This is a genomic window from Pseudomonas putida (assembly GCF_002025705.1).
Classification (GTDB): Bacteria; Pseudomonadota; Gammaproteobacteria; order Pseudomonadales; family Pseudomonadaceae; genus Aquipseudomonas; species Aquipseudomonas putida_J.
Genome location: NZ_CP018846.1, coordinates 1,357,614 through 1,384,598, shown reverse-complemented (window position 1 = coordinate 1,384,598; position 26,985 = coordinate 1,357,614). Strand labels below are relative to the sequence as shown.

Annotated in this window: 22 protein-coding genes; 9 read left to right on the top strand and 13 right to left on the bottom strand. The window is 65.1% G+C overall.

Features of this window, described 5'->3' with window-relative positions:
- Positions 1 to 14: 14 nt before the first annotated feature.
- The gene (locus BUQ73_RS06380; RefSeq protein WP_079227105.1) at positions 15 to 1,298 is read right to left on the bottom strand and encodes a T6SS phospholipase effector Tle1-like catalytic domain-containing protein; all 1,284 of its coding nucleotides are present in this window, start codon (positions 1,296 to 1,298) and stop codon (positions 15 to 17) included.
- A gap of 173 nt (positions 1,299 to 1,471) precedes the next feature.
- Here BUQ73_RS06380 and BUQ73_RS06375 point away from each other — a divergent pair, with 173 nt between their 5' ends.
- The 6 genes from BUQ73_RS06375 to BUQ73_RS06350 are packed head-to-tail and all read left to right on the top strand — an operon-like array spanning position 1,472 to position 8,276.
- Positions 1,472 to 2,431, top strand: a complete 960-nt coding sequence (locus BUQ73_RS06375) for an AAA family ATPase (RefSeq protein WP_027919334.1) — start codon at positions 1,472 to 1,474, stop codon at positions 2,429 to 2,431.
- 3 nt (positions 2,432 to 2,434) lie between these two features.
- On the top strand, positions 2,435 to 3,379 hold the full coding sequence (locus tag BUQ73_RS06370; RefSeq protein ID WP_079227104.1) for a DUF58 domain-containing protein: 945 nt from the start codon (positions 2,435 to 2,437) through the stop codon (positions 3,377 to 3,379).
- Complete coding sequence (locus BUQ73_RS06365; RefSeq protein ID WP_027919336.1) at positions 3,376 to 3,870, top strand: DUF4381 domain-containing protein; 495 nt, start codon at positions 3,376 to 3,378, stop codon at positions 3,868 to 3,870. The genes BUQ73_RS06370 and BUQ73_RS06365 overlap by 4 nt, the downstream gene beginning before the upstream one ends.
- Positions 3,863 to 4,939, top strand: coding sequence for a vWA domain-containing protein (locus tag BUQ73_RS06360; protein ID WP_079227103.1), 1,077 nt, complete (start codon positions 3,863 to 3,865; stop codon positions 4,937 to 4,939). The genes BUQ73_RS06365 and BUQ73_RS06360 overlap by 8 nt, the downstream gene beginning before the upstream one ends.
- The gene (locus BUQ73_RS06355; protein WP_079227102.1) at positions 4,936 to 6,654 is read left to right on the top strand and encodes a tetratricopeptide repeat protein; all 1,719 of its coding nucleotides are present in this window, start codon (positions 4,936 to 4,938) and stop codon (positions 6,652 to 6,654) included. Before BUQ73_RS06360 ends, BUQ73_RS06355 begins: the two co-directional genes overlap by 4 nt.
- On the top strand, positions 6,651 to 8,276 hold the full coding sequence (locus tag BUQ73_RS06350) for a BatD family protein (RefSeq protein WP_079227101.1): 1,626 nt from the start codon (positions 6,651 to 6,653) through the stop codon (positions 8,274 to 8,276). The genes BUQ73_RS06355 and BUQ73_RS06350 overlap by 4 nt, the downstream gene beginning before the upstream one ends.
- A 315-nt stretch (positions 8,277 to 8,591) precedes the next feature.
- Here BUQ73_RS06350 and BUQ73_RS06345 read toward each other — a convergent pair whose 3' ends face one another.
- Positions 8,592 to 9,023 (bottom strand): DUF2628 domain-containing protein, encoded by a 432-nt coding sequence (locus BUQ73_RS06345; protein ID WP_079227100.1) that lies wholly within the window; start codon positions 9,021 to 9,023, stop codon positions 8,592 to 8,594.
- A gap of 268 nt (positions 9,024 to 9,291) precedes the next feature.
- Between BUQ73_RS06345 and BUQ73_RS06340 the strand changes: the two genes are divergently transcribed.
- From BUQ73_RS06340 to BUQ73_RS06330, 3 genes are read left to right on the top strand one after another with little or no spacing between them, the layout of a single operon-like run.
- On the top strand, positions 9,292 to 10,530 hold the full coding sequence (locus tag BUQ73_RS06340) for an exonuclease SbcCD subunit D C-terminal domain-containing protein (RefSeq protein WP_027919121.1): 1,239 nt from the start codon (positions 9,292 to 9,294) through the stop codon (positions 10,528 to 10,530).
- A complete protein-coding gene (locus BUQ73_RS06335; protein ID WP_079227099.1) occupies positions 10,527 to 14,171 on the top strand; it encodes an AAA family ATPase in 3,645 nt (1,214 codons plus the stop codon). The genes BUQ73_RS06340 and BUQ73_RS06335 overlap by 4 nt, the downstream gene beginning before the upstream one ends.
- Positions 14,168 to 14,761 (top strand): glutathione S-transferase, encoded by a 594-nt coding sequence (locus tag BUQ73_RS06330; protein WP_079227098.1) that lies wholly within the window; start codon positions 14,168 to 14,170, stop codon positions 14,759 to 14,761. Before BUQ73_RS06335 ends, BUQ73_RS06330 begins: the two co-directional genes overlap by 4 nt.
- Before the next feature lie 144 nt (positions 14,762 to 14,905).
- Here the strand turns inward: BUQ73_RS06330 and BUQ73_RS28460 are convergent, their stop codons facing one another.
- From BUQ73_RS28460 to BUQ73_RS06280, 11 genes are all read right to left on the bottom strand, one after another.
- Positions 14,906 to 15,082 carry a hypothetical protein gene (locus BUQ73_RS28460; protein WP_177331676.1) on the bottom strand — a complete coding sequence of 59 codons (177 nt, stop codon included), beginning with the start codon at positions 15,080 to 15,082 and terminating at the stop codon, positions 14,906 to 14,908.
- A gap of 138 nt (positions 15,083 to 15,220) precedes the next feature.
- Positions 15,221 to 16,351: a lactonase family protein gene (locus BUQ73_RS06325; protein ID WP_192858688.1), complete on the bottom strand. Its 1,131-nt coding sequence runs from the start codon at positions 16,349 to 16,351 to the stop codon at positions 15,221 to 15,223.
- On the bottom strand, positions 16,317 to 16,607 hold the full coding sequence (locus BUQ73_RS06320; protein WP_079227096.1) for a DUF5629 family protein: 291 nt from the start codon (positions 16,605 to 16,607) through the stop codon (positions 16,317 to 16,319). The genes BUQ73_RS06325 and BUQ73_RS06320 overlap by 35 nt, the downstream gene beginning before the upstream one ends.
- A gap of 148 nt (positions 16,608 to 16,755) precedes the next feature.
- Positions 16,756 to 19,131: an efflux RND transporter permease subunit gene (locus BUQ73_RS06315; protein WP_079230493.1), complete on the bottom strand. Its 2,376-nt coding sequence runs from the start codon at positions 19,129 to 19,131 to the stop codon at positions 16,756 to 16,758.
- A gap of 20 nt (positions 19,132 to 19,151) precedes the next feature.
- Entirely contained in the window at positions 19,152 to 20,177 is a 1,026-nt protein-coding gene (locus BUQ73_RS06310; RefSeq protein ID WP_416171807.1) for a WD40/YVTN/BNR-like repeat-containing protein, read from the bottom strand.
- Positions 20,178 to 20,446: 269 nt separating this feature from the next.
- Entirely contained in the window at positions 20,447 to 23,104 is a 2,658-nt protein-coding gene (gene pepN, locus BUQ73_RS06305; protein ID WP_079227095.1) for an aminopeptidase N, read from the bottom strand.
- A 13-nt stretch (positions 23,105 to 23,117) separates the two neighbouring features.
- Positions 23,118 to 23,948, bottom strand: a complete 831-nt coding sequence (locus BUQ73_RS06300) for a DUF2797 domain-containing protein (protein ID WP_079227094.1) — start codon at positions 23,946 to 23,948, stop codon at positions 23,118 to 23,120.
- Complete coding sequence (locus BUQ73_RS06295) at positions 23,945 to 24,205, bottom strand: YeaC family protein (protein WP_016485539.1); 261 nt, start codon at positions 24,203 to 24,205, stop codon at positions 23,945 to 23,947. The genes BUQ73_RS06300 and BUQ73_RS06295 overlap by 4 nt, the downstream gene beginning before the upstream one ends.
- A 13-nt stretch (positions 24,206 to 24,218) precedes the next feature.
- On the bottom strand, positions 24,219 to 25,106 hold the full coding sequence (locus BUQ73_RS06290; RefSeq protein ID WP_079227093.1) for a rhomboid family intramembrane serine protease: 888 nt from the start codon (positions 25,104 to 25,106) through the stop codon (positions 24,219 to 24,221).
- Positions 25,103 to 26,074, bottom strand: coding sequence for a metallophosphoesterase (locus tag BUQ73_RS06285; protein ID WP_079227092.1), 972 nt, complete (start codon positions 26,072 to 26,074; stop codon positions 25,103 to 25,105). Before BUQ73_RS06285 ends, BUQ73_RS06290 begins: the two co-directional genes overlap by 4 nt.
- Positions 26,074 to 26,964: an NAD(+) kinase gene (locus BUQ73_RS06280; RefSeq protein WP_027919132.1), complete on the bottom strand. Its 891-nt coding sequence runs from the start codon at positions 26,962 to 26,964 to the stop codon at positions 26,074 to 26,076. Before BUQ73_RS06280 ends, BUQ73_RS06285 begins: the two co-directional genes overlap by 1 nt.
- Positions 26,965 to 26,985 lie beyond the last annotated feature (21 nt).

The following is a 26,985-nucleotide window of genomic DNA, read 5'->3' as shown; positions in this document are numbered from 1 at the left end:
AGCGGCCGCCACAATCAAACCGGGTTGTCATGCAGTACCCTGCCCCCCTCCTCAGGCCTATCGACGAACAAAACATCCAGCCTGCTGTTGCGCATGCCCTTCAAGGCATTCCAGTGGGCTGATGCATGCACATACCTGGCCCGCAACAAAGCCTGCTCTTCGGCAGAAAGCGCCGCCGACTCTCCCCCGCCCAACACATAGTCGTGCAGCTTGTCACTGATCCCCAGCAATGCCGGCGGTAGCCGATGGCCCTCGTCATCGCCCAGCGGCAGGAAAGGCACCCCGGCCCGAACCCCCAGTTCACGCATGATGCTCAGGTACACCCGAGACAGATGCCCAAGCACCTCGCGCTCGCTGAGCACAGCGGCGTAGACCGTTTTCTGCGGGGTGTCTCGCTGCGCCCGCCCTCCCGCCACCGGCTCCTCCCAGGTCACCACCCGCAGGCATCGCTCGCCATCAGCTGCCGACGCCGACGCCAGCAAAGCCTTTGCAGCCGCATAGGCCGCCGTCCGCTCTACAGGCGTGCATTGCGGCACCTGGTTCGAAAAGGGCTTGCACAGCATCACCTGCTCACGCATGCAAGGCGGATAACCGCCTCCGATGTTGGAGTGCACACCCGGCACCACGATATCGTTGCCGCTACGCACCAAGGCAAAATTGTGCCGCCGCTCATCGGCAGCCACCAGTTGCACCACCTGCCGCGCCACCTTCGGGCCCAAGCCAAGGCGCAAGCCGGCATACTGGGCATTTGCCGGGTCGAAGTTTCCCCGCAGGGGGGCAACCATCGCCGCCACCGAATCGAAAAGGCCAATGAAGTTGATCACCCGCTCGCCCTGCAGTTCGGCCGGCAGGCCCTGCTCCCCGGCCCCCAGCCGATTGGCCAGGTGCCTGGCCGCCGCCGCCCCGCGGCTAAAACCGAACAGGTCGAACTCGATGCGCCCAGGCATCGTCTGGGCCTGAGCGGCCAGGTGATCGCGCAACTGCCCTGCGATCACTGCCAGTGCCTCTTCGACACGCGCCAGCACGCCTGTCTCACCTCTTCCCGTGGCCTGGCCGAATACCGAATCTGGCGCCCCTGCGGTCGTGCCAATGCCTTGCGCATAGTGCTTGAAGTACACCCGGCCCTGCACCACCCCGCTGGGATAGAGCCCATGCAGCAGCGCCACGTTGCTGTGCACATTGCCATAGCTGCCTGTGGCGGTGGCAATGCCCCCACAGGGCGCGGCCGCATTGCTCGCGTTGTTGCCAGTACCGTCGAAAAAAACACCTATATGCCAACTACCACACTGCTCGTTCATGCCCCTGCTCCTTCACTTTGGAAGGTATTGAGCAGGCAACAGATCGCAGCGCCGGCAAATCAGCAATCACGCAAAGTCACTGCGCAGATTTCGACGCGGCATCACGGATAGATTAAAGTATCCCCCCCAGCCAGGTCGCCCGCGCCTTGGCCCAGACCCAGGAACCGCCACCGATGGAACACCGTGAAGCGCTGATCGCGCTACGCACCTTTCTTTCCTCCCAGATCCTAGGCCAGGAAAAGCTTGTCGAACGGCTGTTGATCGTGTTGTTGGCCGACGGCCACATGCTGGTCGAAGGTGCACCGGGCTTGGCCAAGACCAAGGCCATCAAAGAGCTGGCCGAAGGCATCGAGGCGCAGTTCCATCGCATCCAGTTCACCCCCGACCTGCTTCCGGCCGACATCACCGGCACCGAAATCTATCGCCCGGAAACCGGCAGTTTCGTGTTCCAGCAGGGGCCGATCTTCCACAACCTGGTGCTGGCCGACGAAATCAACCGCGCCCCGGCCAAAGTGCAGTCGGCACTGCTTGAAGCCATGGCCGAGCGCCAGGTCAGCGTGGGCCGCAGCACCTACGACCTGTCGCCACTGTTTCTGGTGATGGCCACGCAGAACCCGATCGAGCAAGAAGGCACCTACCCGCTGCCCGAAGCCCAGCTCGACCGCTTCCTGATGCACGTGAAAATCGGCTTCCCCGATGCCGCCGTGGAGCGCCGCATCCTCGCCCAGGCCCGTGGCGAGGCGCTGGGCGGCGAAGTGAAACCCGAACGCCGGGTCAGCCAGCAGGCGATCTTTGCCGCGCGCAAGGAAATCCTCGGCCTGTACATGGCCGACGCCGTGGAGGAATACCTGGTACAGCTGGTCATGGCCACCCGCACCCCTGCCAAGTTCGACGCCGAGCTGGCCGACTGGATCGCCTATGGCGCCAGCCCCCGCGGCTCGATCGCCCTCGACCGCTGCGCCCGCGCCCATGCCTGGCTGGCCGGGCGCGACTTCGTCAGCCCCGAAGACATCCAGGCGGTGCTGTTCGATGTTCTGCGCCACCGCATCATCCTGTCGTTCGAAGCCGAAGCTGCGGGGATCGACCAGGACCGCGTGGTCCAGCGCATCCTCGACGTCGTAGCCGTCGCCTGACCCATGCCCACCACGCAGCAGGCCGAACCCGGCATTCGCATCGGCCTCGCCGAATTGATCGACATGCGCCACCGCGTGCGCGAGATTCAGCTGTTTTCCCGCCCTGGCCAGCGCAGCCCGCTGGTCGGCCTGCACCATTCCAAGCTGCGCGGGCGTGGCGTGGACTTCGACCAGGTGCGCGTGTACCAGGCCGGTGACGATGTGCGCAACATCGACTGGCGCGTGACCGCACGCACCCAGGAGCCGCACACCAAGCTGTTTCACGAAGAACGCGAGCGGCCGATCTTCATCCTCGTCGAACAGAGCCAGCGGCTGTTCTTTGGCTCGGGCCTGATGTTCAAGTCGGTGCTCGCCGCCGAGGCGGCCGCGCTGTTCGGCTGGGCCGCGCTAGGCCACAACGACCGCATCGGCGGGCTGGTGTTCGGCGACAACGAGCACCACGAGATCAAACCCAGGCGCAGCAAGCAGAGCCTGCTGCAGCTGCTCAACCGCCTGGCCAAGGTCAACCAGGCCCTGCACACCGAAGCCGCGCCCCAGGCCGACAGCCTCGGCCTGGCCCTGCGCCGCGCCCGTGAAGTGCTGCGCCCCGGCAGCCTGGCCATCGTCATCTGCGACGAACGGTCACTCAGCCCCCAGGCCGAGCAACACCTGGCCATGCTCTCACGCCATTGCGACCTGCTGCTGATGCCGGTGTCCGACCCGCTCGACCACGCCCTGCCCGCTGCCGGCCTGCTGCGTTTTGCCCAGCGCAGCGCGCAGTTGGAGCTCGACACCCTCGACGCCAACCTGCGCCAGGCCTACCGTCAACAAGCCGAAGCGCGCATCGAGCGCTGGGAGCTGATGGCGCAGAAGCTTCGCGTAGTGCTGATGCCATTGAGCACCCAGAGCGAGATGATCGAGCAATTGCGCGAATACCTGAACGCTCAGCGCCCCGGGAGTGGTCAATGAACCCTTTGGATCAGCTGCAACCGCTGATCGCGCCACCGGCGATCGGCCTGTGGCCGCCAGCGCCGGGCTGGTGGCTGCTGCTCGCACTGCTGCCGCTGCTGGTCTGGGGCCTGTGGCGGTTGCGCCGCTGGCGCCCGGGCAAGCGTCCGGTGGTGCGCGCCGAGCTGCCGCTCGACCCGGTGCGCCTGGAAGCCCTGGCCGAACTCGCCCGCCTGCCGCGCCCCTATGACGGCGCGCCGGCCGGCGCCTGGCTGCAGCAGATCAACGCCCTGCTCAAGCGCCTGTGCCGCAACCATTACCCCGGCGCCAACAGCCATACCCTGAACGGCCGCCAGTGGCTGGCCTTTCTCGACAACCGTTGCCCGGCTGCCGGCCTGACCCGCTGGATGGTGCTGGTCGAAGGTGCCTACAAGCCCGAGTGCAAGCTCGACGACAAGGCCATCGTCGGGCTCAGCCAGGCTGTCGAAACCTGGATTCGCAAACATGTTTGAACTGGCCTGGCCGTGGATCTTCGTGCTGCTGCCGCTGCCGTGGCTGGCGCGCCTGCTGCTGCCCGCCGCCGACAGTGGCGAGCCGGTGCTCAAGGTCGGCTTCCTCGACGAACTGGAAGGCCTGGCCGGGCGCCGCGCACGCCTGAACCTGCCAACCCTTCGCCAACAGGCGCCGTACGTGCTGATCTGGCTGTTGCTGCTGTTGGCCGCCGCGCGCCCGCAATGGCTCGGCGAGCCGGTACCGGTGGCCGCCAGCGGCCGCGACCTGCTGGTGGCGGTGGATGTCTCGGGGTCGATGGACTTCCCCGACATGCAATGGAAAGACGAAGACATCAGCCGCCTCGACCTGGTCAAGGCACTGCTCGGCGACTTCCTGCAGGACCGCGAAGGCGACCGTGTAGGCCTGATCCTGTTCGGCAGCCAGGCCTACCTGCAAGCGCCGCTGACCTTCGACCGGCGCACCGTGCGCACCTTCCTCGACGAGGCGCAAATCGGCATCGCCGGCAAGAACACCGCCATCGGCGACGCCATCGGCCTGGCGGTCAAGCGCCTGCGCCAACGCCCGGCACAAAGCCGGGTGCTGGTGCTGGTCACCGATGGCGCCAACAACGGCGGGCAGATCCACCCGCTGACCGCCGCCCGCCTGGCCGCCCAGGAAGGCGTGCGCATCTACACCATCGGCATCGGCGCCAACCCCGAGGCCAGCGGCACGCCCGGCCTGCTTGGCCTGAACCCGAGCCTGGACCTCGACGAAGCGTCGCTCAAGGAAATTGCCGACATCACCCACGGCGCCTACTTCCGCGCCCATGACGGCGCCGAGCTGAACGCCATCGGCGACACCCTCGACCAGCTGGAGCCGGTGGCCCAGCAACCAACCCAGGCGCGCACGGCCAAGGCCTTGTATGCCTGGCCGCTGGCCCTGGCCCTGCTGCTCAGCGTGTTGCTGGTGGTGGCGGTGCAATGGCCCGACAACCTGCTGCACAAGGTGCTGCGCAAACCGCGTTTCCTGCAGCCCCATCCGGAATGGCGCCAACGCCTGAAACGCCTGCGCCTGAGGAAACGGCGATGATCGATCTCTGGCCTCAATGGCTGCGCCCGCTCTGGCTGCTTGTCGTCCCCCTGCTCGGCTGGCTGCTGTTCAAACTGTGGCACCGGCGCAAGCGCGCCGGGCGCTGGCAGATGATATTGCCAGCGGCCTTCCACCCGGTGCTGCTCGGCGGTGGCAGCGGCAGCAACAGCAAGCTGCCTTGGGTAGCCCTCGGCCTGGCCTGGCTGCTGGTGGTGCTGGCCCTGCTCGGGCCGAGCTGGCAGCGCCTGGAGGAAACCCGCCAGCGCCCGGCCGACCCGCTGGTGATCCTGCTCGAACTGACCCCGCAGATGCTCGCCGAGGACGTTACCCCCAATCGCCTGGAGCAGGCCCGGCGCAAGATCCTCGACCTGCTCGAACACCGCAACGACAGCCAGACCGCGCTGATCGTCTATGCCGGCAGCGCGCACACCCTGGTACCGCTGTCAGATGACCTGGGCACCACGCGTAATCTGCTGGAGGCCATCGACCCGTCGATCATGCCCAAACCCGGCCAGCGCGCCGACCTGGCCGTACAGAAAGGCCTGGCCCTGCTGGCCCAGAGCGGCCTCGGCCAGGGTCGCCTGCTGCTCGTCGGTTCGGCACTGAGTGCAGCAGAACGCCAGGGCATCACCCAGGCCCTCGGCCGCCAGGGCCCGAGCCTGCTGATGCTCGGCATCGGCACCAGCGACGGCGCCCCGGTGCGCCAGGCCAATGGCGAATACCTCAAGGATGACCAGGGCGGCATCCTCCTGCCGCGGCTCGACAGTGCCAGCCTCAAGGCCTTCGTCAGTGGTACCGGCGGGCGCTACCGCCATGCCCGCATCGACGACCTCGACCTGCGCGGCCTTGGCCTGTTCGACAACCCGCGCCATCTGCGCGACGCCGGCCAGACCCTGCAACTGGACAGCTGGGCTGACCAGGGTTACTGGTTGTTGCTTCCGCTGTTGCTGCTGGCCGCCTGTGCCGGGCGCCGCGGCTGGCTGTTCTGCCTGCCGCTGTTGCTGGCCTTGCCGCAACCCAGCCAGGCCTTCGAGTTCAACGACCTGTGGCTGCGCCCCGACCAACAGGGCCAGATGTTGCTGCGCAAGCAACACCCGGCAGATGCCGCCCGGCACTTCCAGGACCCGCAGTGGCGCGGCATGGCGCTGTACCAGGCCGGCGACTACGCCGGTGCCGCCGAAGCCTTCGCCCAGGGCGACAGCGCCGCGGCCCACTACAATCGAGGCAATGCCCTGGCCCGCAGCGGCGAGCTGGAAGCCGCTCTGGACGCCTACGAACAGGCACTGGAGCGCCAGCCCGACCTGCAACCGGCGCTGGCCAACCAGGCGCTGGTGCAGCAATTGCTGCAGCAACGTGATGCCCAGGCCGAGGAACAACCGGCCAACAGCGATGCCCAAGGCCCCCCCGGCAGCGAAACCGAAGGCAACAGCAGCTCGGCCAGCAGCCCCGCCCAAGGCACGCCAGGCAGTGAAGAACAGGCCAACGCCGAACAACCCGGTGAAGGCAGCAACAACAGCCAGGCAGCGCCTGGCAACCAGGGTGGCGATGACGACAGCATCACCCAGCCGCCGCAGCGCCCGGTATCGACCAGCCTCGATGCCGAGCAGCGCCAGGCCCTGGAACAATGGCTGCGCGAGATCCCCGACAACCCGGCGGAGCTGTTGCGGCGCAAATTCTGGTATGAACAGCAATTGCATCAGGAAAAAACACGATGAGTCGCTTCGGCGTCTTGCTTCTCGGCCTGTTGTGGGCCGCCATGGCCCAAGCCCTACCCACGCTGCAGGCCAGCGTCGACCGCACGCGCCTGGAGGCCGGCGAAACCCTTGAGCTGACCCTCGAAAGCCAGGACGTGACCCAGTTTGGCAAGCCCGACCTGCGCGCCCTGGAAAGCGACTTCGAAGTGCGCGGCACACGCCAGCTGAACAGCCTGCACACCCTCGACGGCGAGACCCGCGCCAGCACCCGCTGGATCATCACCCTGCTGCCAAGGCGCAGCGGCAGCCTGCGCATCCCCGAGCTGCAACTGGGCCAATCGCAGAGCCAGGCCATCGACCTGCAAGTGCTGCAGGCCGACGCCAGTCGCCCGGAGATCGCCTCGCAAGTCTTCGTCGAAGCCACCCTGGACAGCAACGAGGTGTACGTCCAGGCCCAGGCCGTGCTGACCCTGCGCATCTACCATTCGGTGTCGCTGTACGACGACAGCAGCCTGAGCCCGCTGCAGCTGGAAAACGCCAAGGTCGAACCGCTCGGTGAATCGCGCACCTACGAGAAAGAAATCAACGGCGTGCGCCACGGGGTGATCGAAACCCGCTACGCGGTGTACCCGCAGCAAAGCGGCAGCCTGGGGATTCCACCGCTGACCTTTACCGCCACCGCCGCCGATAATGGTCAGCAACCCGCCGCTACCACCCGGGCCGGCCGCCAGGTGCAGGTCAGCTCGCTGCCGCTGCGCCTGGCCGTGCGCCCCATCCCTGGCGCCTGGCCTGCCAACGTACCCTGGTTACCGGCACGCAGCCTGACCTTGGAAGAACACTGGAACCCCGACCCGGCCAGCCAGCAGCCGCAGATCGGCGACTCGCTGACGCGCAGCATCACCCTGCGCGCCGAGGGCCTGTCGAGCACCCAGCTGCCGCAGCTGCCCGCCACCGAGATCGTCGGCCTGCGCCGTTACCCGGACCAACCGGTGCTGCGCAACGAAATCAGCGAACGCGGCATGACCGCCAACCGCGAGGAGCGCGAAGCCCTGGTGCCGACCCACAGCGGCAATCTGGCCCTGCCGGCGGTGGAAGTCACCTGGTGGAACACCCGCGAAGACCACCTGGAACACAGCAGCCTGCCGGCGCGTATGTTGGACGTTCAGGACAACCCGGCGCTGAGCGCGGACACCCCGGTCAGTGACAGCAGTGGCGCCAGCCAGCTGCTCTGGCCTTGGCAGTTGGCCACCCTGCTGTTTGCCCTGACCACGGTGCTCGGCTTCGCCCTGTGGTGGCGCGCCCGCTCGCAACCGGCAGTGCTGCGCGCCGCCCAGAACGGTCCTAGCCCGCGCACCTTGCTGGACGACCTCAAGCGCGCATGCCTGGCCAACGACCCGCAGGCTACACGCCAGGCGCTCGATGCCTGGGCACGCCAGCAGCCGGAAACCCTGGCCGAGATGGCGGCGCGTTTCGTGCCGTTGTCGGATGCGCTGGATGGGTTGAACGGGGCGTTGTACAGCGAGAGCGGGCAGTATTGGCAGGGTGAGGATCTGTGGCGGGCGATCGGGACGATTCCGCCGGCGGAACAGGTGTTGTTGCCGGCAGGGGAAAGTGGGAGTTTGCCGCCGCTTTATCCGAAGTGAGGGGTGTGGCCGAGAGGTGCATGCCTTTGGATTTTCAGCGCCCTTGAGACCGAGCGCCGCCCGCGCGGCGCATCGCGGATAAATCCGCTCCTACATTTGTTGCAACGTGACCATGCCTGTAAGGCCATAGTTGTCAGCCGGTTTGCACGGCTCAAGTCATGCACCAAGGCAGGCGACCATGGCATAACAGGTTCGGCACGTTGCAACAGATGTAGGAGCGGATTTATCCGCGATGCGCCGCGCGGGCGGCGCTCGTTCTCACAGGCGCTGAATACCTCACGCCAGGCCCATAGCGGCCCTCAGACAATCACCAACTCAAATAAACCGCTGCCCCTCAAACGGGTTCCAGCCATTCAGCCCTTTGGTCTGCTTCAGGTAGTAAGCCCGGTTGCTCAGGAAACTATAAAGAAATGCAAACGCCATGCTGAGCCCGTTATCCACCGGCCGCGGGATCTCACTCCCGGTCACCGCCTCGACGACGCCCAGCAGCAACCCTAGGGCAATCATGATCGCCAGCATGACCAGGTTCTTCTTCCACAACCCCAGCACGAACCAGTAGATCGGGCCGAAGAAAAAGCCGATGAAGTTATTGTTGATCAGCAGCTTCTTGCGAAATGGCAAGGCGCGGAAAGCGGCTTTGTAAGCCTCGGAAGTTGGGGCGCCGTACTGATCGAAGAAGGCGAAACGCTCTTGCCATTTAGGCTTGAGGTTGCCAGAGGTAGATTGGGATTGCGGGATGCCTTCCATGGGGAGCTCCGTGATGATCGTCCGTGGGTGTTAAATGGCCATGAGTTTGGCCGGTTCGGAGGGTAGGTCAGCATTGGCTTGCCATCAACTCCAGAAATGCCGGCAGAGCGCGAACCAAGTCACGGAATGGGCAAAACGCCTGGCCTGGCGCAGTCATAGTAGGCGTGACTGCCGTGTAACCCGGGGTTGGGTTACCATACCCGGCTCCGCGAAGCCCATCATTCACGCCAAGCCCCCGGCTTGCTGACTCGACACCAACAGGTCATCCATGCGTCTGTTTCACACCTCCGACTGGCACCTGGGCCAAAGCCTGCACGGCCAGGAACGCGACTTCGAACACGCCTGCTTCCTCGACTGGCTGCTCGGCCAGCTGCGCCTGCGCCAGCCGGATGCGCTGCTGATCGCTGGCGACATCTTCGACACGGTCAACCCGCCGGTCAAAGCCCAGGAACGGCTCTACGATTTCATCGTCCAGGCCCACGAGCAGCAGCCGAAGCTGGACATCGTGATGATCGCCGGCAACCACGACTCCGGCTCGCGCATCGAGCTGCCCGCCGCGCTCATGCGCCGCCTGCGCACCCACGCGCTGGGCCGGGTGCACTGGCTCGACGAAGGCCAGCTGGATGCCGAGCGCCTGCTCATTCCGCTGACCAACGGCCGTGGCAAGGTCGCCGCCTGGTGCCTGGCCCTGCCCTTCCTGCGCCCGGCCGAAGTGACCGGCCCGCAGCTGGGTGACGACTACCTGCAGGGTATCACCCAGGTGCATCAGCAGCTGATTGGCGCGGCGCAGAAAAAGCGCAAGAAGGACCAGGCGCTGATTGCCATCAGCCATGCGCACATGGCCGGTGGCGCGGTGTCCGAAGACTCCGAGCGCAGCCTGATCATCGGCAATGCCGAGGCCTTGCCGGCCAAGCTGTTCGACAAGTCGATCAGCTACGTGGCGCTCGGTCACCTGCACAAGCCGCAGAAGGTCAACCGCGAAAGCCGCATCCGCTACAGTGGCTCGCCGATCCCGCTGTCGTTCGCCGAAATCAACTACCCGCACCAGGTGCTGGAAGTCGAGCTCGACGGCAGCGAGCTGGTCAGCGTCGAGCCTCGCCCGGTACCGCGTGCGGTGGCCCTGCAGCGGGTCGGCCCGGCGCCGCTGGGTGAACTGCTCGAACAACTGGCCGAGCTGCCCGTGATCGACCTGCTCGAAGACCCTAACCGCCAGCCCTGGCTGGAAGTGCGGGTACACCTGGACGAACCGCAACCGGACCTGCGCCAGCAGATCGAAGCCGCCCTGCACGGCAAGGCGGTGCGGTTGATCCGCATCAGCGCCGAGTATGCCGGCGCTGGCCGTGGCGAAGACGATGACCTGGCATTCGTCGAGCTGTCGCAAATGACCCCGCAGGACCTGTTCAGCCGTGCCTGGGAACAGGCCTACGGCAACCCCGTCGACGAACAGGCCCTGGCCGACTTCGCCCTGCTGCTGCAGGACGTTCAGCTGGAAGAGGAACAGCCATGAAGATTCTCGCCATCCGCCTGAAGAACCTGGCATCCCTGGCCGGCCCGGTCGACATCGACTTCACCGCCGAGCCCTTGGCCAGCGCCGGCCTGTTCGCCATCACCGGGCCGACCGGCGCCGGCAAAAGCACGTTGCTCGATGCCCTGTGCCTGGCCCTGTTCGGCACCGTGCCGCGCCTGAACGACATCGGCCGCGAAGCCAAAGTGCCAGACGCCGACGGTGAGATTCCCACATCCGACCCGCGCAACCTGCTGCGCCGCGGCACCGGCAGCGGTTTTGCCGAAGTCGATTTCGTCGGTATCGACGGCCACCGCTACCGCGCCCGCTGGGAAGCCAACCGCGCCCGCGACAAGGCCAACGGCAAGCTGCAATTCAGCCGCCAGAGCCTGTATGACCTGGACAGCGAGCAAGTGCTGGGCAGCGGCAAAAGCGAATACAAGCAACTGATCGAAGCCCGCCTGGGCTTGAATTTCGAGCAGTTCACCCGTGCGGTGATGCTGGCCCAGAGCGAGTTCGGCGCCTTCCTGAAGGCCGACGACAAAGAGCGCAGCGAGCTGCTGGAAAAGCTCACCAACACCGCCATCTACACCCGCCTCGGCCAGCGCGCGTTCAGCAAGGCGCGGGAAACTGCCGAAACCCACAACACCCTCAAGGATCGCGCCAGTCACTTGCTGCCAATGGCCAGCGAAGCCCGCGCCGAGCTCGACCAGCGCCTGGAACAGGCGTTGCAGCAGTTCAAGGCCGACCAGGCCGGCGAGCGTCAGCTGGAGCAGCAGCGCAACTGGCTCGATGAACAACGCCAGCTGCAAACCCAGCACGCCGAAGCCGGCGCCACCCTGCAAGCCGCCGAACAGGAATGGCAGCAACTGGCCGAGCAACGCCTCGACCTGCAGCGCCTGGAACGCCTGGCGCCGCAGCGCCACCAGTTCCACCGCCAGCAGATGCTCGCCGCGCAACTGGCACCAGTCGCGGCGCAGATCGCCGAGCAACAGCGCCAGCAAGACGCATTGCAAACGCGCACCGCAGCGCTGGAACAGGCGCTGCTGGCATCTCGCGAAGCCTTGGCACAAAGCCAGACCCTGCACAGCGAAAATGCGCCGCGCCTGCGCCAGGCCTTCGCCGGCCAGGACAACCTGGCGCGCCTCGACCAGCAACAGGTGGAACAGCAAACGGCCTGCCAGCAAGCCGAACAGCAAGTTGCCGAAGGTCAGCAGCAACTACAGCAAACGGAACACAACCAGCAGCGCAGCCAGCAGCAACTGGCCCAGATCGACACCGCCCTGGCCGACAGCCAGCACCTGGCCGGCCTGGCCAATGCCTGGCAGGCCTACCTGCCGCAACTCAAGCAGGTGATGCTGATCGGTGGCCGCCTGGCCAAGGGGCGTGAAGAGCTGCCAGGCCTGCAGGCCCAGGCCAGCCAGGCCAATGCCCAGCTGCAGGCCCAGCGCGACAACTTCGAGCTGCTGTTCCGCGAAGCCAAGGCCGAGCCCCAGGCCCTGGCCGAGCAGATCGACTTGCTCGGCAACATGCTGCAGGATAACCGCAAACAGCAACGCGCCGTCGAGGAACTGTCACGCCTGCACGGCCGCGAACTGGAACTGCGCCAGCAGCTCGATGCCCTGCGTGAGCGCCAGCTGCAAGCCATGCAGCAACGCCAGCAACTGATCGGCGAAGGGACTGCGGCCAAGGCTGAACTGGAAGCCGCCGAACAGGCGCTCAACCTCACCCGCCAGTTGCTGCAACGCCAGCGCCTGGCGCGCAACACCAGCGTTGAAGAACTGCGCGGCCAGTTGCGCGATGGCGAGCCCTGCCCGGTCTGCGGCAGCGCCGAACACCCGTTCCACCAACCCGAAGCACTGTTGCAGAGCCTCGGTCGCCATGACCAGGCCGAAGAGGAAGCGGCGCAGAAACAGGTCGAAACCCTCAACGGCAAGCTGGTCGAACTGCGCACCCAGCTCGGCGTGGTCAATGCCCAGCTCAAGGACTACCAGCAGCAACAGCAGCACCTGGGCGAGCAGCTGCAGCCGCTGGTGGCACAGGTGCAGGCGCACAGCCTCTGGCCCGCCCTCGCCCCGCAGGATGACAAGGCCCGCAGTGCCTGGCTCGACAGCCAGCTGCGGCGCCTGGACGAAGAAATCGGCAAGGACGAGAAACGCCAGAGTGCCCTGCTCGCCCTGCAGAAGGATGCTGCTCGCCTCAACCAGCAACTACAGGCGGCGCAGGATGCCCAGCAGCAGGCCCAGCGCCATCTCGACCAGCAACACCAGGCGCTGGCCAATGATGAGCAGCAACTGGAGCAAGGTCTCAATGACCTGGCCAATGTACTCCCGGGCGATGTACTCAAAGCCCTCGGCGATGACCCGGCCAATGCCTTCCTCGCCCTCGACCAGCAGATCGCCCAGCGCCTGCAGCAACTGGAACAGCGCAAGGACGAACAGGAAGAACAGCAGGCGCGCCAGCTGCAACTGGACAAGCTGCGTGACCAGCAACAGGCGCGCGTGCAGGCCCTGGCGCAGGCGCAGCAACAGCTCGCTGCACTCGACACGCAGCGCCAGCAAGCCCAGGCCGCGCTGGCCGAGTTGCTCGGCGAGCAGGCCAGCGCCGAAGCCTGGCAGCAGCACATGGACAACCAGCTGGAACAGGCCCGCGCCGCGGATGCAGACACTGCCCAGCAGCTGCAAGACCTGCGCACCCAGGGCGTGCAACTGGCCAGCGAACTCAAGGCCAATATCCAGCAGCAACAGGCGCTGGAGCATGAGTACCAGCAGCTGCAAGGCGACATCGCCCAGTGGCGCGCCGAACATCCGGAGCTGGACGACGCCGGGCTGGATCGTCTGCTGGCCATCGACGATGCCCAGTTGAATGCGCTGCGCCAGCGCCTGCAAAGCGCCGAAAAGGCCATCGAACAGAGCCGCGTGTTGCTCCAGGAACGCGCACAGCGCCTGCAGCAACACGCCGGGCAGATGAGCGTCGAGGCTTCGGTCGAAGACCTTGAGCAAGCGCTGGGCGAGCTGCGCGAACGGCTGACCGGGCATGAACAGCAATGCGCCGAACTGCGCGCGCAGCAGGCCGACGACCAGCGCCGCCAGCAGGCGAGCCAGGCCCTGAGCGGGGAGATCGAGCAGGCCTACCAGCAATGGCAGCGCTGGGCGCGGCTGAATGCGCTGATCGGCTCGGCCTCGGGCGACGTGTTCCGCAAGATCGCCCAAGGCTACAACCTTGACCTGCTGCTGCACCACGCCAACACCCAACTGCGCCAGCTGGCGCGTCGCTATCGCCTCAAGCGCGGTGGCAGCGCCCTGGGCCTGCTGGTGCTGGACACCGAAATGGGTGACGAGCTGCGCTCGGTGCATTCGCTGTCAGGCGGTGAAACTTTCCTGGTCTCGCTGGCATTGGCCCTGGGCCTGGCGTCGATGGCCTCAAGCACCTTGCGCATCGAGTCGTTGTTCATCGACGAAGGGTTCGGTAGCCTCGATCCAGAGTCGCTGCAACTGGCCATGGATGCCCTCGACGGCCTGCAGGCGCAGGGTCGCAAGGTCGCGGTGATCTCCCACGTGCAGGAAATGCACGAACGCATCCCGGTGCAGATCCAGGTACGCCGCCAGGGCAATGGCTTGAGCGACGTGGAGGTGTGCGGGTGATCCTCTACTCGTTCCGCCGCTGCCCATGGGCGATGCGTGCGCGCCTGGCGTTGCGCTATGCCGGCTGTGCGGTGGAAATCGTCGAGGTGGCGATGAAGAACAAGCCGGCAGAACTGCTGGCCTTGTCGCCCAAGGGTACGGTACCGGTGCTGGATACCGGTGCCGGCGTACTGGAAGAGAGCCTGGACATCATGCGCTGGGCGCTTGAACAGCACGACCCGCAGGACTGGCGCCTGCAGGCCGACCCGGCCGCAGCACAGCACGCCGAAGCCCTGATGGCCCGCAACGACAGCACGTTCAAGGCGCAGGTGAACCTGTACAAGTACGCCGAGCGTTACCCCGAACACTCACGCGAGCACTATCGCCAGCAGGCTGAAGCCTGGCTGGCAGAGCTTGAGCAGTTGCTCGAAGGCCGGCCGTACTTGCTGGCCACCCACCCGAGCCTGGCCGATGCCGCCCTGTTGCCCCTGATGCGCCAGTTTGCCGGGGTCGAACCGCAGTGGTTCGCCGAGGCAGCTTATCCGCGGCTGCGGAGCTGGCTGGAGGGATGGTTGGCTTCGGACCTGTTCAAGTCAGTGATGGCCAAGTAGCGTGCGCGGTCCCTTGTAGGAGCGGCCTTGCGTCGCGAAAGGGCCGCGTAGCGGACCCGGTATTTTGCGTCACCGCCGAGATTGCCGGGGCCGCTTCGCGGCCCTTTCGCGACGCAAGGCCGCTCCTACAAGACCGAGTACCGTTCAGTGGCTGTGCTTGCCACTCAAGGCCGCATGGAAGTTGGCGCTCTGGCGCAGGTACTGCTCGGTGTAGCTGTGGGTGGCCGTGGGCTTGCTGCTGTCGGCATGGGCATGGGCCGGCAGCACGACGGAAGCGGAAATGGCGGATGCGGCAATCACGGGGAAGAGATTGAAGTTCATGGTGGCTGACCTCGACTTGAGTGGTTTGACGTTCAGCCGCTTGGGCCTTGGGTCAAACTTACGCCGCCGAGGTCGCCCGCAGAAATTCATTGCGCTGGTAAGGATTATTACCCGTATCGATAGTCCCTCCAGCGAGCCTCACTTGATGAACTTGAGGTCCGAAGGCGCATCCTGAGTGAAGGTCTGCACTGTCTCGCCGAGCTTGCCACTGCGCGGGTCGCGGCGCATGACCACAATCTGGTTGCTCTTCTGGTTGGCCACCAGCAGGAAGTTGTCGCTCGGGTCCAGGGCGAATTCGCGCGGGTGGTCGCCTTCCACCGAACGGCGTTGCAGGAAGGTCAGCTGGCCATCGTCCTTGCCCACGCTGAACACCACGATCTCGTTCGCCGTGCCGCGGTTGCTGACATACAGGAAGCGCCCGTCTGCCGACAGATGCAGGCCACCCGAGGCCTTGGCGGCGGCATCCTGCTGTTCGGTGAGCGGCAGGCGCTGACGCTCCAGCAAGGCATCGTCCTTGACGTCGAACATCACCACTTCGCCACTCATCTCCAGTGTCAGGTAGGCATGCCGGCCCTTGGCATCGAACAGCAGATGACGCGGCCCGCTGCCAGGCGGCAGGTCCACCGACGCCGGGATTGCCGGGGTCAGCGGGTGATCGGCGCTGGCGCCATCGTAGCGATAGATGAATACCTTGTCGGCTCCCAGGTCGCAGGCATACACATGCTGGCCATCCGGCGACAGCACCAGCGAATGCACATGGGCCCCGGCCTGGCGCTCGGGGTTGACGCCACTGGGCTTGTGCCGCAGCTGCTGGATCACGTCCTTGAGCTTGCCGTCCTTGGCCACCGGAATCACCACCAGGCTGCCACCCGGGTCGGGGGCGACGGCGTAGTTGGCGACGAACAGGTAACGCTGGTCGCGGCTGAGGCTGGCGTGGGTGGGCTCATCGCCACGGCTGCTCACCTGGTTCAGCGGCTTGATCTCGCCCTTGGTGCTGACGCTGAAGCTGCTGACATGGCCATTGGGGGTTTCATTGACAGTGAACAACTGGCGCTGGTCGGCTGACAGCACCAGCCACGACGGGCTGACGCTCTTGACCACCTGCTGCGGCGTGGGGTCGATTTTCCCCGCCTTGCTGTCGAACTGGTAACGATAGATGCCCTGGCTCTGGCCATCGGTGTAGCTGCCCACCAGCAAGGTGGCAGCGTGGGCGGTGATAGTCAGGCTCATCAGGCTAGCGGTCAGCAGGCTCGTCCAGATCCGGTTCATCGTCGTCTTCATCCGGGGCGCGAAAGGCACTCATACAGACTAGACGATGCTCGCCCTGGGCATCGCTGAGTTGCCACTCATCACCGGCGCCGACAGCGGCAGCAAGCTGCTCGGGGGTGAAGGACCAGCGGCGGTGCTGGCGGCCATCCATGCATTCGATGGTCAGGCCGGATTCGTCGCAGGTGAAATCGAAGGCGTGCAGGCCGTCGATCAGGAGCATGTCGCAGGAAGCGAGGGCGGTGGCGAGGGGGGACATGGGGATACCGGTTTTGAATGAGCCGGCATTATAACCTCTGGGGCTGCTTTGCAGCCCATCGCGACACAAGGCCGCTCCTACAGGGGTTCGCGTTTCCCTGTAGGAGCGGCCTTGTGTCGCGATGGGCCGCAAAGCGGCCCCCGGCGATTCAATGGGCGAAAATGGAGCCGCCCTGCTTACCCACCATTTTCTCCGGCTTGATCAGGAACCGCGCCAGCGCCGGCAGCAGCCACAACGCGCCAAACATGTTCCAAAGCAACATGAAGGTCAGCATCAGCCCCATGTCGGCCTGGAACTTGATCGCCGAGAAGATCCAGGTGCACACGCCGATCGCCAGGCACAGGCCGGTGAACAGTACGGCCTTACCGGTCGAGCGCAAGGTCTGGTAGTAAGCCTCCTGCAACGGCAGGCCGGCACGCAGGAAGCTTTCCAGCCGGCTGTAGATGTAGATGCCGTAGTCCACGCCGATGCCCACACCCAAGGCCACCACCGGCAGGGTGGCGACCTTCACGCCAATCCCCATGAACGCCATAAGCGCATTACCCAGTACCGATGTCAGCACCAGCGGCAGGACAATGCACAGGGTCGCGGCGAATGAACGGAAAGTGATCATGCACATCACCGCCACGCACAGGTAGACCAGAATCAGGATGGTCAGCTCGGCCGACTTGATCACCTCGTTGGTAGCCGCCTCGATCCCGGCGTTGCCCGCCGCCAGCAGGAACTGCAGGCCTTCCTTGTCATGGCTGTCGGCGAACGCCTTGGCCACAGCGGTGACACGTTCCAGGGTCTCGGCCTTGTGGTCGTTGAGGAACACCAGCACCGGTGCCAGCGAGCAGTCGGCGTTGTACAGGCCGTCGGCGCGCGCGATGGAGTTGTTGAGGATGTCCGGGTTGCGCGACAAGGTCTCCCACTTCAGGCTGCCCTCGTTCATGCCCTTGATCACCTGCTTGGACACGGTCACCAGGGAGATCGCCGACTGCACGCCGGGGGTGTTGTGCATGGTCCACATCAACTCGTCGATCGGCGCCATGGTCGAGTGGATCGAGCAGCTTTCCGCCGGGGTCTTGACCATGATCACCAGCACATCGGAACTGGTCGAGTAGTTGCTGATGATGAAGTTGTTGTCCTGGTTGTAGCGCGAGTCCGGGCGCAGTTCCGGCGCACCCTGGTCGAGGTCGCCGATCTTCAGGTTCTGGCTGTACCACAGGCCGCCGGCAAAGGCGATCAGTGCCAGGGTGATGGATACCGGAGCCACCTTGGCGCTGGCGAAGTTCGACAGCAGGCGCCAGAACGGGTGCTCGCGGGTCGCGTCCTTCTTGCTGCGTTCGATGGCCTTCTTGCTGATGCCGACATAGGAAATCGCCACCGGCAGCAGGATCAGGTTGGTGAACACGATCACCGCCACACCGATCGATGCGCCGATGGCCAGCTCGCGGATTACGCCAATGTCGATGATCAGCAGGGTGATGAAGCCCACGGCGTCGGCGAGGATGGCGATCATCCCCGGCAGGAACAACTGGCGGAAGGTGCGCCGGGCGGCGGTCAACGCATTGTCGGCGTCACTGGACTGCAAGGCGATGCCGTTGATCTTCTGCACGCCGTGGGAAATACCGATGGCGAAGATCAGGAACGGCACCAGCATGGAGTACGGGTCCAGGCCGAAACCCACCGCATGCATCAGGCCTAGCTGCCAGACCACCGCCACCAGGGTGGTGATGAGCACGGCGATGGTGCTGCGGATGCACCAGGTGAACCAGTACAGCAGGGCCCAGGTGATCACCAGGGCCACGCCGAAGAACATCGCCACCATCACCAGGCCGTCGATCAGGTCACCGACCTTCTTGGCGAAGCCGATGATGTGGATCTTCACGTTGGGGTTCTGCGCCTGGAACTTGTCGCGGATCTTCTCTTCCAGCTGGTGCGAGAACTGCTGGTAATCCAGTTTGACCTGCTTGCCGGGGTCCTGCGGGTCAGGGAAGCTTTCCAGCAGTGGCACGTCGACGATGCTGGACTTGAAGTTGTTGCCCACCAGGCGCCCGACCTGGCCAGACTTGAGCACGTTATCGCGCAGGGTGTCGAGGCTGTCCTGGGAGCCGTTGTAGGTGTTGGGGATGACTTCACCGCCGGAGAAGCCTTCTTCGGTGACCTCGCTCCAGCGCACGCTGGGGCTCCACAGCGACTTCAACCCGGCCCGGTCGACACCCGGAATGTAGAACACCTCGTCATGGATCTGCCGCAGCGTTTCCATGTAGTCCTTGTCGAAGATGTCGCCATTGACCGCTTCGACCGAGATACGCACGGTGTTGCCCAGGTTGGCCAGGTCGTTGCGGTGCTCCATCATCTGCTCGATGAACGGATGCTGCAGCGGGATCATCTTCTCGAAGCTGGTGGAGGGGCGGATCTGCGTGGCCTGCCAGAACAGGAAAATGCTGACCAGCAGGCACAGGGCAATGACCACCGGCCGGTTGTTGAAGATCAGGCGTTCGAGCAGCGTGGCCTTGTCCTGATGATGCGGGTGCATGGTAATGCTCTCCCTGCTGGTCATGGACGCACCTCCCTGGCTGCTTGCTCGGCGCCTTCGGCGCTGGCCAGGTGTACGCCGCCCTGCCCCACCAGCAGCAAGCCACCGTCGGCCAGGCCAGTGACACCGGCCAGGGCGATGCGGTCGCTGCGGTTGTAGACGCTGAAGGTCTGGCCATCATCGGTGCTGCGCAGCACGCTGCCACCATTGCCGACCAGTACCAGGCTGCCATCTTCGACAAGCGTAGCGCCTGCCAGGCCGAATTCGAGGTCGCCGCGCGCGGCCTTGAGTTCGATCGGCTGCCAGCTGTCACCGAAGTCGCTGGAGCGGAACAGGTTGCCGCGCAGCCCGTAAGCCAGCAGGGTATTTGCCTTGGCAGTGCCGATCACGCCGAACAGCGAGCCCTCGTAAGGGCCCTGGACCTTGGCCCAGGTCTGGCCGTTGTCGCTGGAGCGGTACATGCCACCCTGCTCGCCGACGATGAACAGGCCAGCGTCGCGCACCCGGGCGATGCCGTTGAGGTGCAGCTGGTCGGGGTTGTCCAGGCGTTCGGCGATGTCCTGCCAATGCTGGCCGCCGTCGCTGGTCTCCAGCAACGCGCCATAGGCGCCCACGGCAAAGCCGTGCTGGGCGTCAAGGAAGGTGACATCGAGCAAGGGCGCTTCGCGGGACAGGTCTTCGAATTGCTTGCTCCAGGTGGCGCCACCGTCGCTGCTGGCGAGGATTTGCGCATCGTGGCCGACCGCCCAGCCGCGCTTGTCGTCAAGGAAGAACACGGCGGTGAGCAGTTGCCGGGTGGGCACCCGGGCCTGAGTCCAGGTGCTGCCCTGGTCGTCGGAGAACAGAATGTGGCCGCGATCACCGACCACCACCAGGCGCTTGCCGGCATGGGCGGCGCCGATCAGCAGGCTCTGGCTGGCCTTGGCTGATTCGGTCGAGTATTCATCGGCAGCAGCGGCCTGCGCGCTGTCAGCCCACATGCCCAGTGCCAGCGCCAGCATCGCGCCGGCCGCCAACGGCCAGGCACCACGCCTGGCCTGCGTCATCACCCGCTCCTTCATGACCATCCCCTATTGTGTTCTTTTTGGTGGGTCTGTGCTGTGGAACGCCTGTGTTAGAGGCTTGTGGGGATCGTATCGGGGAAGGTTGCGCGAACACAACGCACGCTGCGTTATGTTTTGTTAACCGGAAAAAACCGGGGCCGCTGTGCGGCCCTTTCGCGACGCAAGGCCGCTCCTACAGGGATTTGCATTTCCATGTGGGAGCGGCCTTGTGTCGCGAAAGGGCTGCACAGCAGCCCCAGGATCTACCCAGCTTACGCCAGGCTCTTGCTCACCACTTCATAGACATCGCTGGACAGCTCACCGGACGCGAGAATCCGCTCCAGCTCGCCCTTCATCAGCACCTGCCGCGCATCGTCATACTTGCGCCAGCGGGTCAGCGGTGCGAGTTGACGCGAAGCGATCTGCGGATTCAGCGCATTCAACTCGATCACCAGGTCCGCCAGGAAGCGATAGCCCGAACCATCGGCCGCATGGAAATTGACCAGGTTCTGCCCGGCAAAGGCACCGATCAGCGCCCGCACCTTGTTCGGGTTTTTCAGGGTGAACGCCGGGTGCTGCATCAGCGCCTTGACCCGCGCCAGCCCGCCCGGCAGCGTGCTGGCTGCCTGCACGCTGAACCACTGGTCCATGACCAGCGGGTTGTCCTTGAAGTGCTCGGCAAAGCTTTCCAGCGCCTTGGCGCGCTCGGCTTCGAACGGCGAGTTGACCAGCACGGCCAGCGCGGTCAGGCGCTCGGTCATGTTGTCGCACTTTTCGAACTGCTCCAGGGTCGCCTCCAACACCTGCGGCCTGCCGCTTTGCATCAGGTACGACAGGGCAATGTTCTGCAGGCTGCGGCGGGCGAAGTGCTCGGCGGCGGCCACGTAAGGGGTGTTACGCGACACCTCGCGGTTGGCCTGGTAACGCGCCCACAGGGCGTCGAACAGCTGCTCGGCGATCTGTTGCCGGGCGAACTCACGGGCGGCGTGGATGGCATCCACATCGGCCACCTGGCTGATCTCGGTCAGGTAGGCTTCGCCTGGCAGCGAGAGCATCTCGGCGACCATGGCGGGGTCCAGCGACTCGTTGCCCAGCACAGTACCGAGGGCAGTGATCAGGCGCTGGTCGAGCTTCAGCGCTTCACCGCGCTGATGCTGGCCGATCAGTTCCTGCAGCACTTGCACCGACAGCTGCTGGCCCGCTTCCCAGCGGTTGAAGCCGTCGCTGTCGTGCTGCATGAGGAACATCAGCTGGTCGCGGTCATACGGGAAGCTCAGCTTCACTGGCGCACTGAAACCACGCAGCAGCGAAGGCAACGGCTTGGCGGCGATACCCTGGAAGGTGAAGGTTTGCTCGGCTTCGGTCACCGACAGCACCCGGCTGGTACCAGCGCCAGTGGCCTCACCGGCCAGTTGCAGCGGCAGGTCGTTGCCTTGAGCGTCGAGCAAGCCCAGTTCCACCGGGATCACGAACGGCAGCTTCTCGGCCTTGTCCGGGGTCTGCGGGCAGCTCTGGCGGAAGGTCAGGCTGTAGGCCTGCGCAGCTGCGTCATAGGCTTCGCTGACGTCCAGGCGCGGGGTACCGGCCTGGGTGTACCAACGCTTGAACTGAGCCAGGTCGACGCCGTTGGCGTCTTCCATGGCCTTGATGAAATCGTCGGTGGTCACCGCCTGGCCATCGTGGCGCTCGAAGTACAGGTCGCTGCCCTTGCGGAAGCCTTCGGCGCCCAGCAAGGTACGTACCATGCGTACCACTTCGGCGCCCTTCTCGTACACCGTCAGGGTGTAGAAGTTGGAGATTTCGATAAAGCTGTCCGGGCGCACCGGGTGGGCCATGGGGCCAGCATCTTCGGCGAACTGGTGGGTGCGCAGGTAGGCGACGTCCTCGATGCGCTTGACCGTGCGCGAGTTCATGTCGGCGCTGAACTCGGCATCGCGGAACACCGTGAAGCCTTCCTTGAGCGACAGCTGGAACCAGTCGCGGCAGGTCACGCGGTTGCCCGACCAGTTGTGGAAGTACTCGTGGGCGACAACGCCCTCGACGCGCTGGTGAGCGGCGTCGGTGGCGGTTTCGGCGCGGGCCAGCACGCAGCTCGAGTTGAAGATGTTCAGGCCCTTGTTTTCCATGGCGCCCATGTTGAAGTCGTTGACCGCGACAATCATGAAGATGTCCAGGTCGTATTCACGGCCGTAGACTTCTTCATCCCAGCGCATGGACTTCTTCAGGCTGACCATGGCGTGGTCGCACTTGTCGATGTTCTCGGGCTCGACATAGATGCGCAGGGTCACGTCGCGGCCGGATTGGCGGACGAAGTTGTCCTCCACGCACCACAGGTCACCGGCCACCAGCGCGAACAGGTAGGCCGGCTTCATGAACGGGTCTTCCCAGGTCGCCCAGTGGCGGCCGTCTTCGGCCGGCCCGCTGCCGATCGGGTTGCCGTTCGACAGCAATACCGGGTAGCGATGCTGCTCGGCGATCACCGTGGTGGTGAACGTGCTCATCACGTCCGGGCGGTCGAGGTAGTAGGTGATCTTGCGGAAGCCCTCGGCCTCGCACTGGGTGCAGAACATCTTGCCGGACTTGTACAGGCCTTCCAGCGCGGTGTTGCTCTCCGGGTGGATCTTCACGCTGGTGTCGAGGGTGAAGCGCTCCGCCTTGGGTTGCACGGTCAGGCTGTCGGCGTAGAGCTGGTACTCGCCTGATTGCAGTTCCTGGTCGTCCAACGAGGCGCGCAGCAGCTCCAGCTGCTGACCGTCGAGCTCCAGTGGCGGCAGGCCGGCACCGCGTGCCGGGTTGCGGCGCATGACCAGTTGCGCGTGAACCAGGGTGTGGTCCTCGAACAGCTCGAAGGTCAGGTTCGTCTCGTCGATCAGGTACTCGGGCGCCTGGTAATCCTTGAGGTAGATCACTTGCGGTTGTTCGGTACGCATGTGCAGGTCCTTTTTACTGGAGCACGGCCAACTGGTAGGCCGTGTACTTGCGAATATTGATCACGCCGGTGTCAAAGATCAGGTACTGGCCCTTGATACCCAGCAGCGTGCCTTCGGCCACCGGGTCCTTGTCGAGGTTGAAGCTGACGATCTTTTTCGGATAGGCCTCGACCGGGTAGCGCATCTCCACCACCTCGGCGTCAGGCAGCGGCTGGATCGCCTGCAGGCCGAAACGGCCCTGCAGCTCGCGCAGCCCGTCGGCACAGGCCTCGAAGATCTGCTCGCGAATGGCCGGCAGGTCGAGCACTTCGGCGTCGCCCTTGAGCAGCGTGCGCCAGTTGGTGCGGTCCGGCACCTGGCTGCGCAGCACGTCCTCGACCAGGCCCGATTGCTGGCGGGTGGCCACGCGCATGATCGGCAGCGCCTGGCTGGCGCCCTGGTCGAGCCAGCGGGTGGGCAGCTGGGTGGCGCGGGTGATGCCGACCTTGATCCCCGACGAGTTGGCCAGGTACACCACATGGTCGGTCATGCAGAACTGCTCACCCCACGACGGCTCGCGGCAGGTGCCAGCGTCGTAGTGGCATTTTTCCGGGGCCATGATGCACACGTCACACTGGGCCAGCTTGGTCATGCACGGGTAGCAGTAACCCTGGCTGAAGCTGGTCTTGGTGCGCTTGCCGCAATGGCTGCAGTGAATGGCGCCGAGGTATTCCAGGCGCAGGCGCTGGCCGATCAGCGGGTTGACCGGCACCTGGGTGTCGTCCAGGCGGAAGCTGTATTGCACCACCGGCGCCTGCAGGCTGACCGCCATCTTGCTCAAAGAGCCACGAGCGAGTTCGATCAATGTACCGAGTCCGACTTGAACAGAATGTTGGCGATGGGTGCGGACTTGGACGCGCATTCCTGCGGGCCCATGTAACCGGTGCGCTGCTCTTCGGGCAGGTTTTTCATCTCCCAGGCGATTACCGCCTGCAGCGACAGTTCTTTCTGCTCGGCGGTGAGCTTGCGCCCGTCCGACCATTTGCCGATTTCCACGGCCAGTTTCAGGCTCTCGTAGATTTCCGGGGTAATGTTTTCGATCATTTGCGCGAAAGTGGACATAGTGTCTCCTGGTTCAAGCCGACAGTTTACGCCGGGCCAGCGCCCCGCCCAAGAGCCCGGTCAGGCATCCGATGAGCAGCCCGCCGACATGGGCGGCGTTGGCGATCTGGCCGAAGCCGAGCTGGCCGACCACGCCGGTCAGGCAGATCACCAGCCAGATCAGCATCATCACCAGCACGCCCTTGGGCAGGTTGAAGTGAGGGTTGGGCGCCAGCCACTGGTACAGCCAGACGTGGCCGAGCAAGCCGTAGAGCACGCCGGACAGGCCGCCGAACAGGCTAGGGCCACTGGTGTAGTGCTGGGCCAGGTTGGACACCAGGCTGAACAGCAGGGTCAGGCCCAGCAGTAGCCAAGGGCCCTGGCGCAGTTCGATGCGCTTGCCAAGCTCCCAGTACCACATGCCATTCATGGCCAGGTGCAGCACGCCAAAGTGCAACAGCATGGGCGACACCAGGCGCCACCACTGGCCCTCGGCCAGGCCCTGGGCCAGCGGGGTGAAATGCAGGTATTCCCCCTGGACGCGGAAGTCGAGGAAGGTGAACCAGCTGATGGCGTTGAGGTTGTCGCCCAGGCTGGTGAGGCCGGCGACGACCAGGCAGAGGACGAGGATGGTGGCGGTGACTTTGCAGGCTTTGGCCTGATCGGCCAGGGAGGGCTGTGTGGGGGCTATCGCGGATGAATCCGCGCCTACAGGGGCCTGCGCAAGCTGCACATCCGCGTTGCCATCGGGGAAACGCTGGTAGAGCTCGCGCACGTCAGCGGCCAGGCTGTCGGGGGCCCAGAGCACTTGCTCATCGCCCTCTTCGCTGACCCGGTGCGGCAATTTCAGGCGCTGCAGCAGGTGGACGAAGCCGCTGAGGTCGACCGACAGCGGCAGGCGCATTACTTCGATGATATTCATTGGTTGGCCTGTGGGCGTTCGACGTCGACCCAGACGAACTTGTGCGGGTCGATGCGGGTTTCATCATCCAGCCGGTAGGCCGCCAGCTTGCCATACAGCACCGCGCTGTAGTCCAGGCAGGCCAGGTTGGCGCGGATCGGCGCCGGGCGGCCGCTGCGCCAGTAGTGGCCGACGAACAGCATCGGTTCACCCTCGGCATAGCGCAGCAGGGCGTTCTTTTCGGTGTGGCTCAGTGGCGTGCGGGCAACGTCATCGGGCAGCGCATCGGGCTGGAAGACGATGTCGCCGTAGGTCTGCGGGTCTTCTTCCCAGAACTTGGTACGGAAGAAGGCTCGGGTCAGGCCATCGCCGCCGGTGAGGGTCAGGCCATCCGGCAGGCGCATGTCGGTGCCCCGCAGCAGACGGTTGCACACGGTAGCGGCAAAGCTGCCGGAAACCGCCGAAGCCTGGATGAAGTGCTCGTCGATGCGCCCGTCCGGATACTGCTGGCGCAGCGGTGCGATCAACTGCGGGTCCCAGCAGGCATGCACCAGGCGGAAGCGCCCGGCGTCGACGAACAGCGGCATGTCGTAGAACCACTGCACGAAGTCGTGCCAGTCGCCGGGGTGGTGGGCGAACTGGGTCAGGGTTTCGTCGATCAGCCGGGCGTGGCGCGGCGTGTGTTCGCGCACGAACGACTTGCCGCTGCCGGGCAGTGCCGGGGTGACCCAGCCCAACGCGTTGTACTCGTGGTTGCCCATGATGCAGAACGCCTGGCCGGCCTCGACCATGTCATGAACGATATGCAGCGCCTCGCGAATACGCGGGCCGCGGTCGACGATGTCGCCAAGGAACAATGCCTGCCGCCGCGGGTGGCGCCACACGCCAGCGACGCGTTTGTAGCCGAGGGCGTCGAGCAGGCGTTCGAGGGTCAGTGCACAGCCGTGCACGTCGCCGATGATGTCGAAACTGCGCGCCGGATCGAGCATCAGTCGTCCCTGCCTCCCAGGCGGCTGCCCCAGCCGAGTTTGGTGCGACACACCTCATAGTAGTTGTGATCGAGCGGGTGGATCAGGCGCAGCTTCTGCGGCTTCTTGCTGACCGTGATGGTGTCGCCCGGGGCGCAGGTGAAGTGGTTCTGGCCGTCGCACGACACTTGCGGGTAGATCTGCAGGTCCTTGGACACCACGATCTTCAGCTCGCTGTTGCCGTCGACCACGATCGGCCGGCCCGACAGGGTGTGCGGGTACATCGGCACGATGACGATGGCGTCGAGCTTGGGGTGCATGATCGGGCCGCCGGCCGACAGCGCGTAGGCGGTGGAGCCGGTCGGGGTGGCGACGATCAGGCCGTCGGCCTTCTGGCTGCAGACGAACTGGCCGTCGATGTAGATCTCGAATTCGATCATCCGCGTCGACTTGCCCGGGTGCAGGACCACGTCGTTGAGCGCGTCGCCCTGGCCGATGGCTTCGTGATGGCGGCGCACCTCGGCCTGCAGCAGGAAGCGGTTTTCCACCAGGTAGTGGCCGTCGAGCACTTCGGCGACTTTCTGCTCCAGCTCGTCCGGGCGGATGTCGGTCAGAAAGCCCAGGTTGCCGCGGTTGATACCCAGCACCGGAACATTATGCCGGGCCAAGGCGCGGGCAGCGCCGAGCAGGCTGCCGTCGCCACCGACGACGATGACCAGGTCGCAGACCTCACCGAGCAGCTTGCGCGTCGAGGTTTGCAGGCCGTGGCCAGGCAACACTTCGGCGATGGTGTCCTCGAGAATCACGTGCAGGTGGCGCTCGAGGAGGAATTTTTTCAGTCGGCGAATGGTGTCGAGCACCTGCGAGCTGCCAAGGCGGCCGATGATACCGATATTGCGAAATTGCTCCATGGGGCTCCTGCGAGGCTCTGC

Bases quoted from the DNA above. Each gene is read 5' to 3' on its own strand.
- BUQ73_RS06380 (WP_079227105.1), bottom strand. From the start codon at position 1,298: ATGAACGAGCAGTGTGGTAGTTGGCATATAGGTGTTTTTTTCGACGGT.
- BUQ73_RS06375 (WP_027919334.1), top strand. From the start codon at position 1,472: ATGGAACACCGTGAAGCGCTGATCGCGCTACGCACCTTTCTTTCCTCC.
- BUQ73_RS06370 (WP_079227104.1), top strand. From the start codon at position 2,435: ATGCCCACCACGCAGCAGGCCGAACCCGGCATTCGCATCGGCCTCGCC.
- BUQ73_RS06365 (WP_027919336.1), top strand. From the start codon at position 3,376: ATGAACCCTTTGGATCAGCTGCAACCGCTGATCGCGCCACCGGCGATC.
- BUQ73_RS06360 (WP_079227103.1), top strand. From the start codon at position 3,863: ATGTTTGAACTGGCCTGGCCGTGGATCTTCGTGCTGCTGCCGCTGCCG.
- BUQ73_RS06355 (WP_079227102.1), top strand. From the start codon at position 4,936: ATGATCGATCTCTGGCCTCAATGGCTGCGCCCGCTCTGGCTGCTTGTC.
- BUQ73_RS06350 (WP_079227101.1), top strand. From the start codon at position 6,651: ATGAGTCGCTTCGGCGTCTTGCTTCTCGGCCTGTTGTGGGCCGCCATG.
- BUQ73_RS06345 (WP_079227100.1), bottom strand. From the start codon at position 9,023: ATGGAAGGCATCCCGCAATCCCAATCTACCTCTGGCAACCTCAAGCCT.
- BUQ73_RS06340 (WP_027919121.1), top strand. From the start codon at position 9,292: ATGCGTCTGTTTCACACCTCCGACTGGCACCTGGGCCAAAGCCTGCAC.
- BUQ73_RS06335 (WP_079227099.1), top strand. From the start codon at position 10,527: ATGAAGATTCTCGCCATCCGCCTGAAGAACCTGGCATCCCTGGCCGGC.
- BUQ73_RS28460 (WP_177331676.1), bottom strand. From the start codon at position 15,082: ATGAACTTCAATCTCTTCCCCGTGATTGCCGCATCCGCCATTTCCGCT.
- BUQ73_RS06325 (WP_192858688.1), bottom strand. From the start codon at position 16,351: ATGAACCGGATCTGGACGAGCCTGCTGACCGCTAGCCTGATGAGCCTG.
- BUQ73_RS06320 (WP_079227096.1), bottom strand. From the start codon at position 16,607: ATGTCCCCCCTCGCCACCGCCCTCGCTTCCTGCGACATGCTCCTGATC.
- BUQ73_RS06315 (WP_079230493.1), bottom strand. From the start codon at position 19,131: ATGCACCCGCATCATCAGGACAAGGCCACGCTGCTCGAACGCCTGATC.
- BUQ73_RS06310 (WP_416171807.1), bottom strand. From the start codon at position 20,177: ATGACGCAGGCCAGGCGTGGTGCCTGGCCGTTGGCGGCCGGCGCGATG.
- pepN (WP_079227095.1), bottom strand. From the start codon at position 23,104: ATGCGTACCGAACAACCGCAAGTGATCTACCTCAAGGATTACCAGGCG.
- BUQ73_RS06295 (WP_016485539.1), bottom strand. From the start codon at position 24,205: ATGTCCACTTTCGCGCAAATGATCGAAAACATTACCCCGGAAATCTAC.
- BUQ73_RS06290 (WP_079227093.1), bottom strand. From the start codon at position 25,106: ATGAATATCATCGAAGTAATGCGCCTGCCGCTGTCGGTCGACCTCAGC.
- BUQ73_RS06285 (WP_079227092.1), bottom strand. From the start codon at position 26,074: ATGCTCGATCCGGCGCGCAGTTTCGACATCATCGGCGACGTGCACGGC.
- BUQ73_RS06280 (WP_027919132.1), bottom strand. From the start codon at position 26,964: ATGGAGCAATTTCGCAATATCGGTATCATCGGCCGCCTTGGCAGCTCG.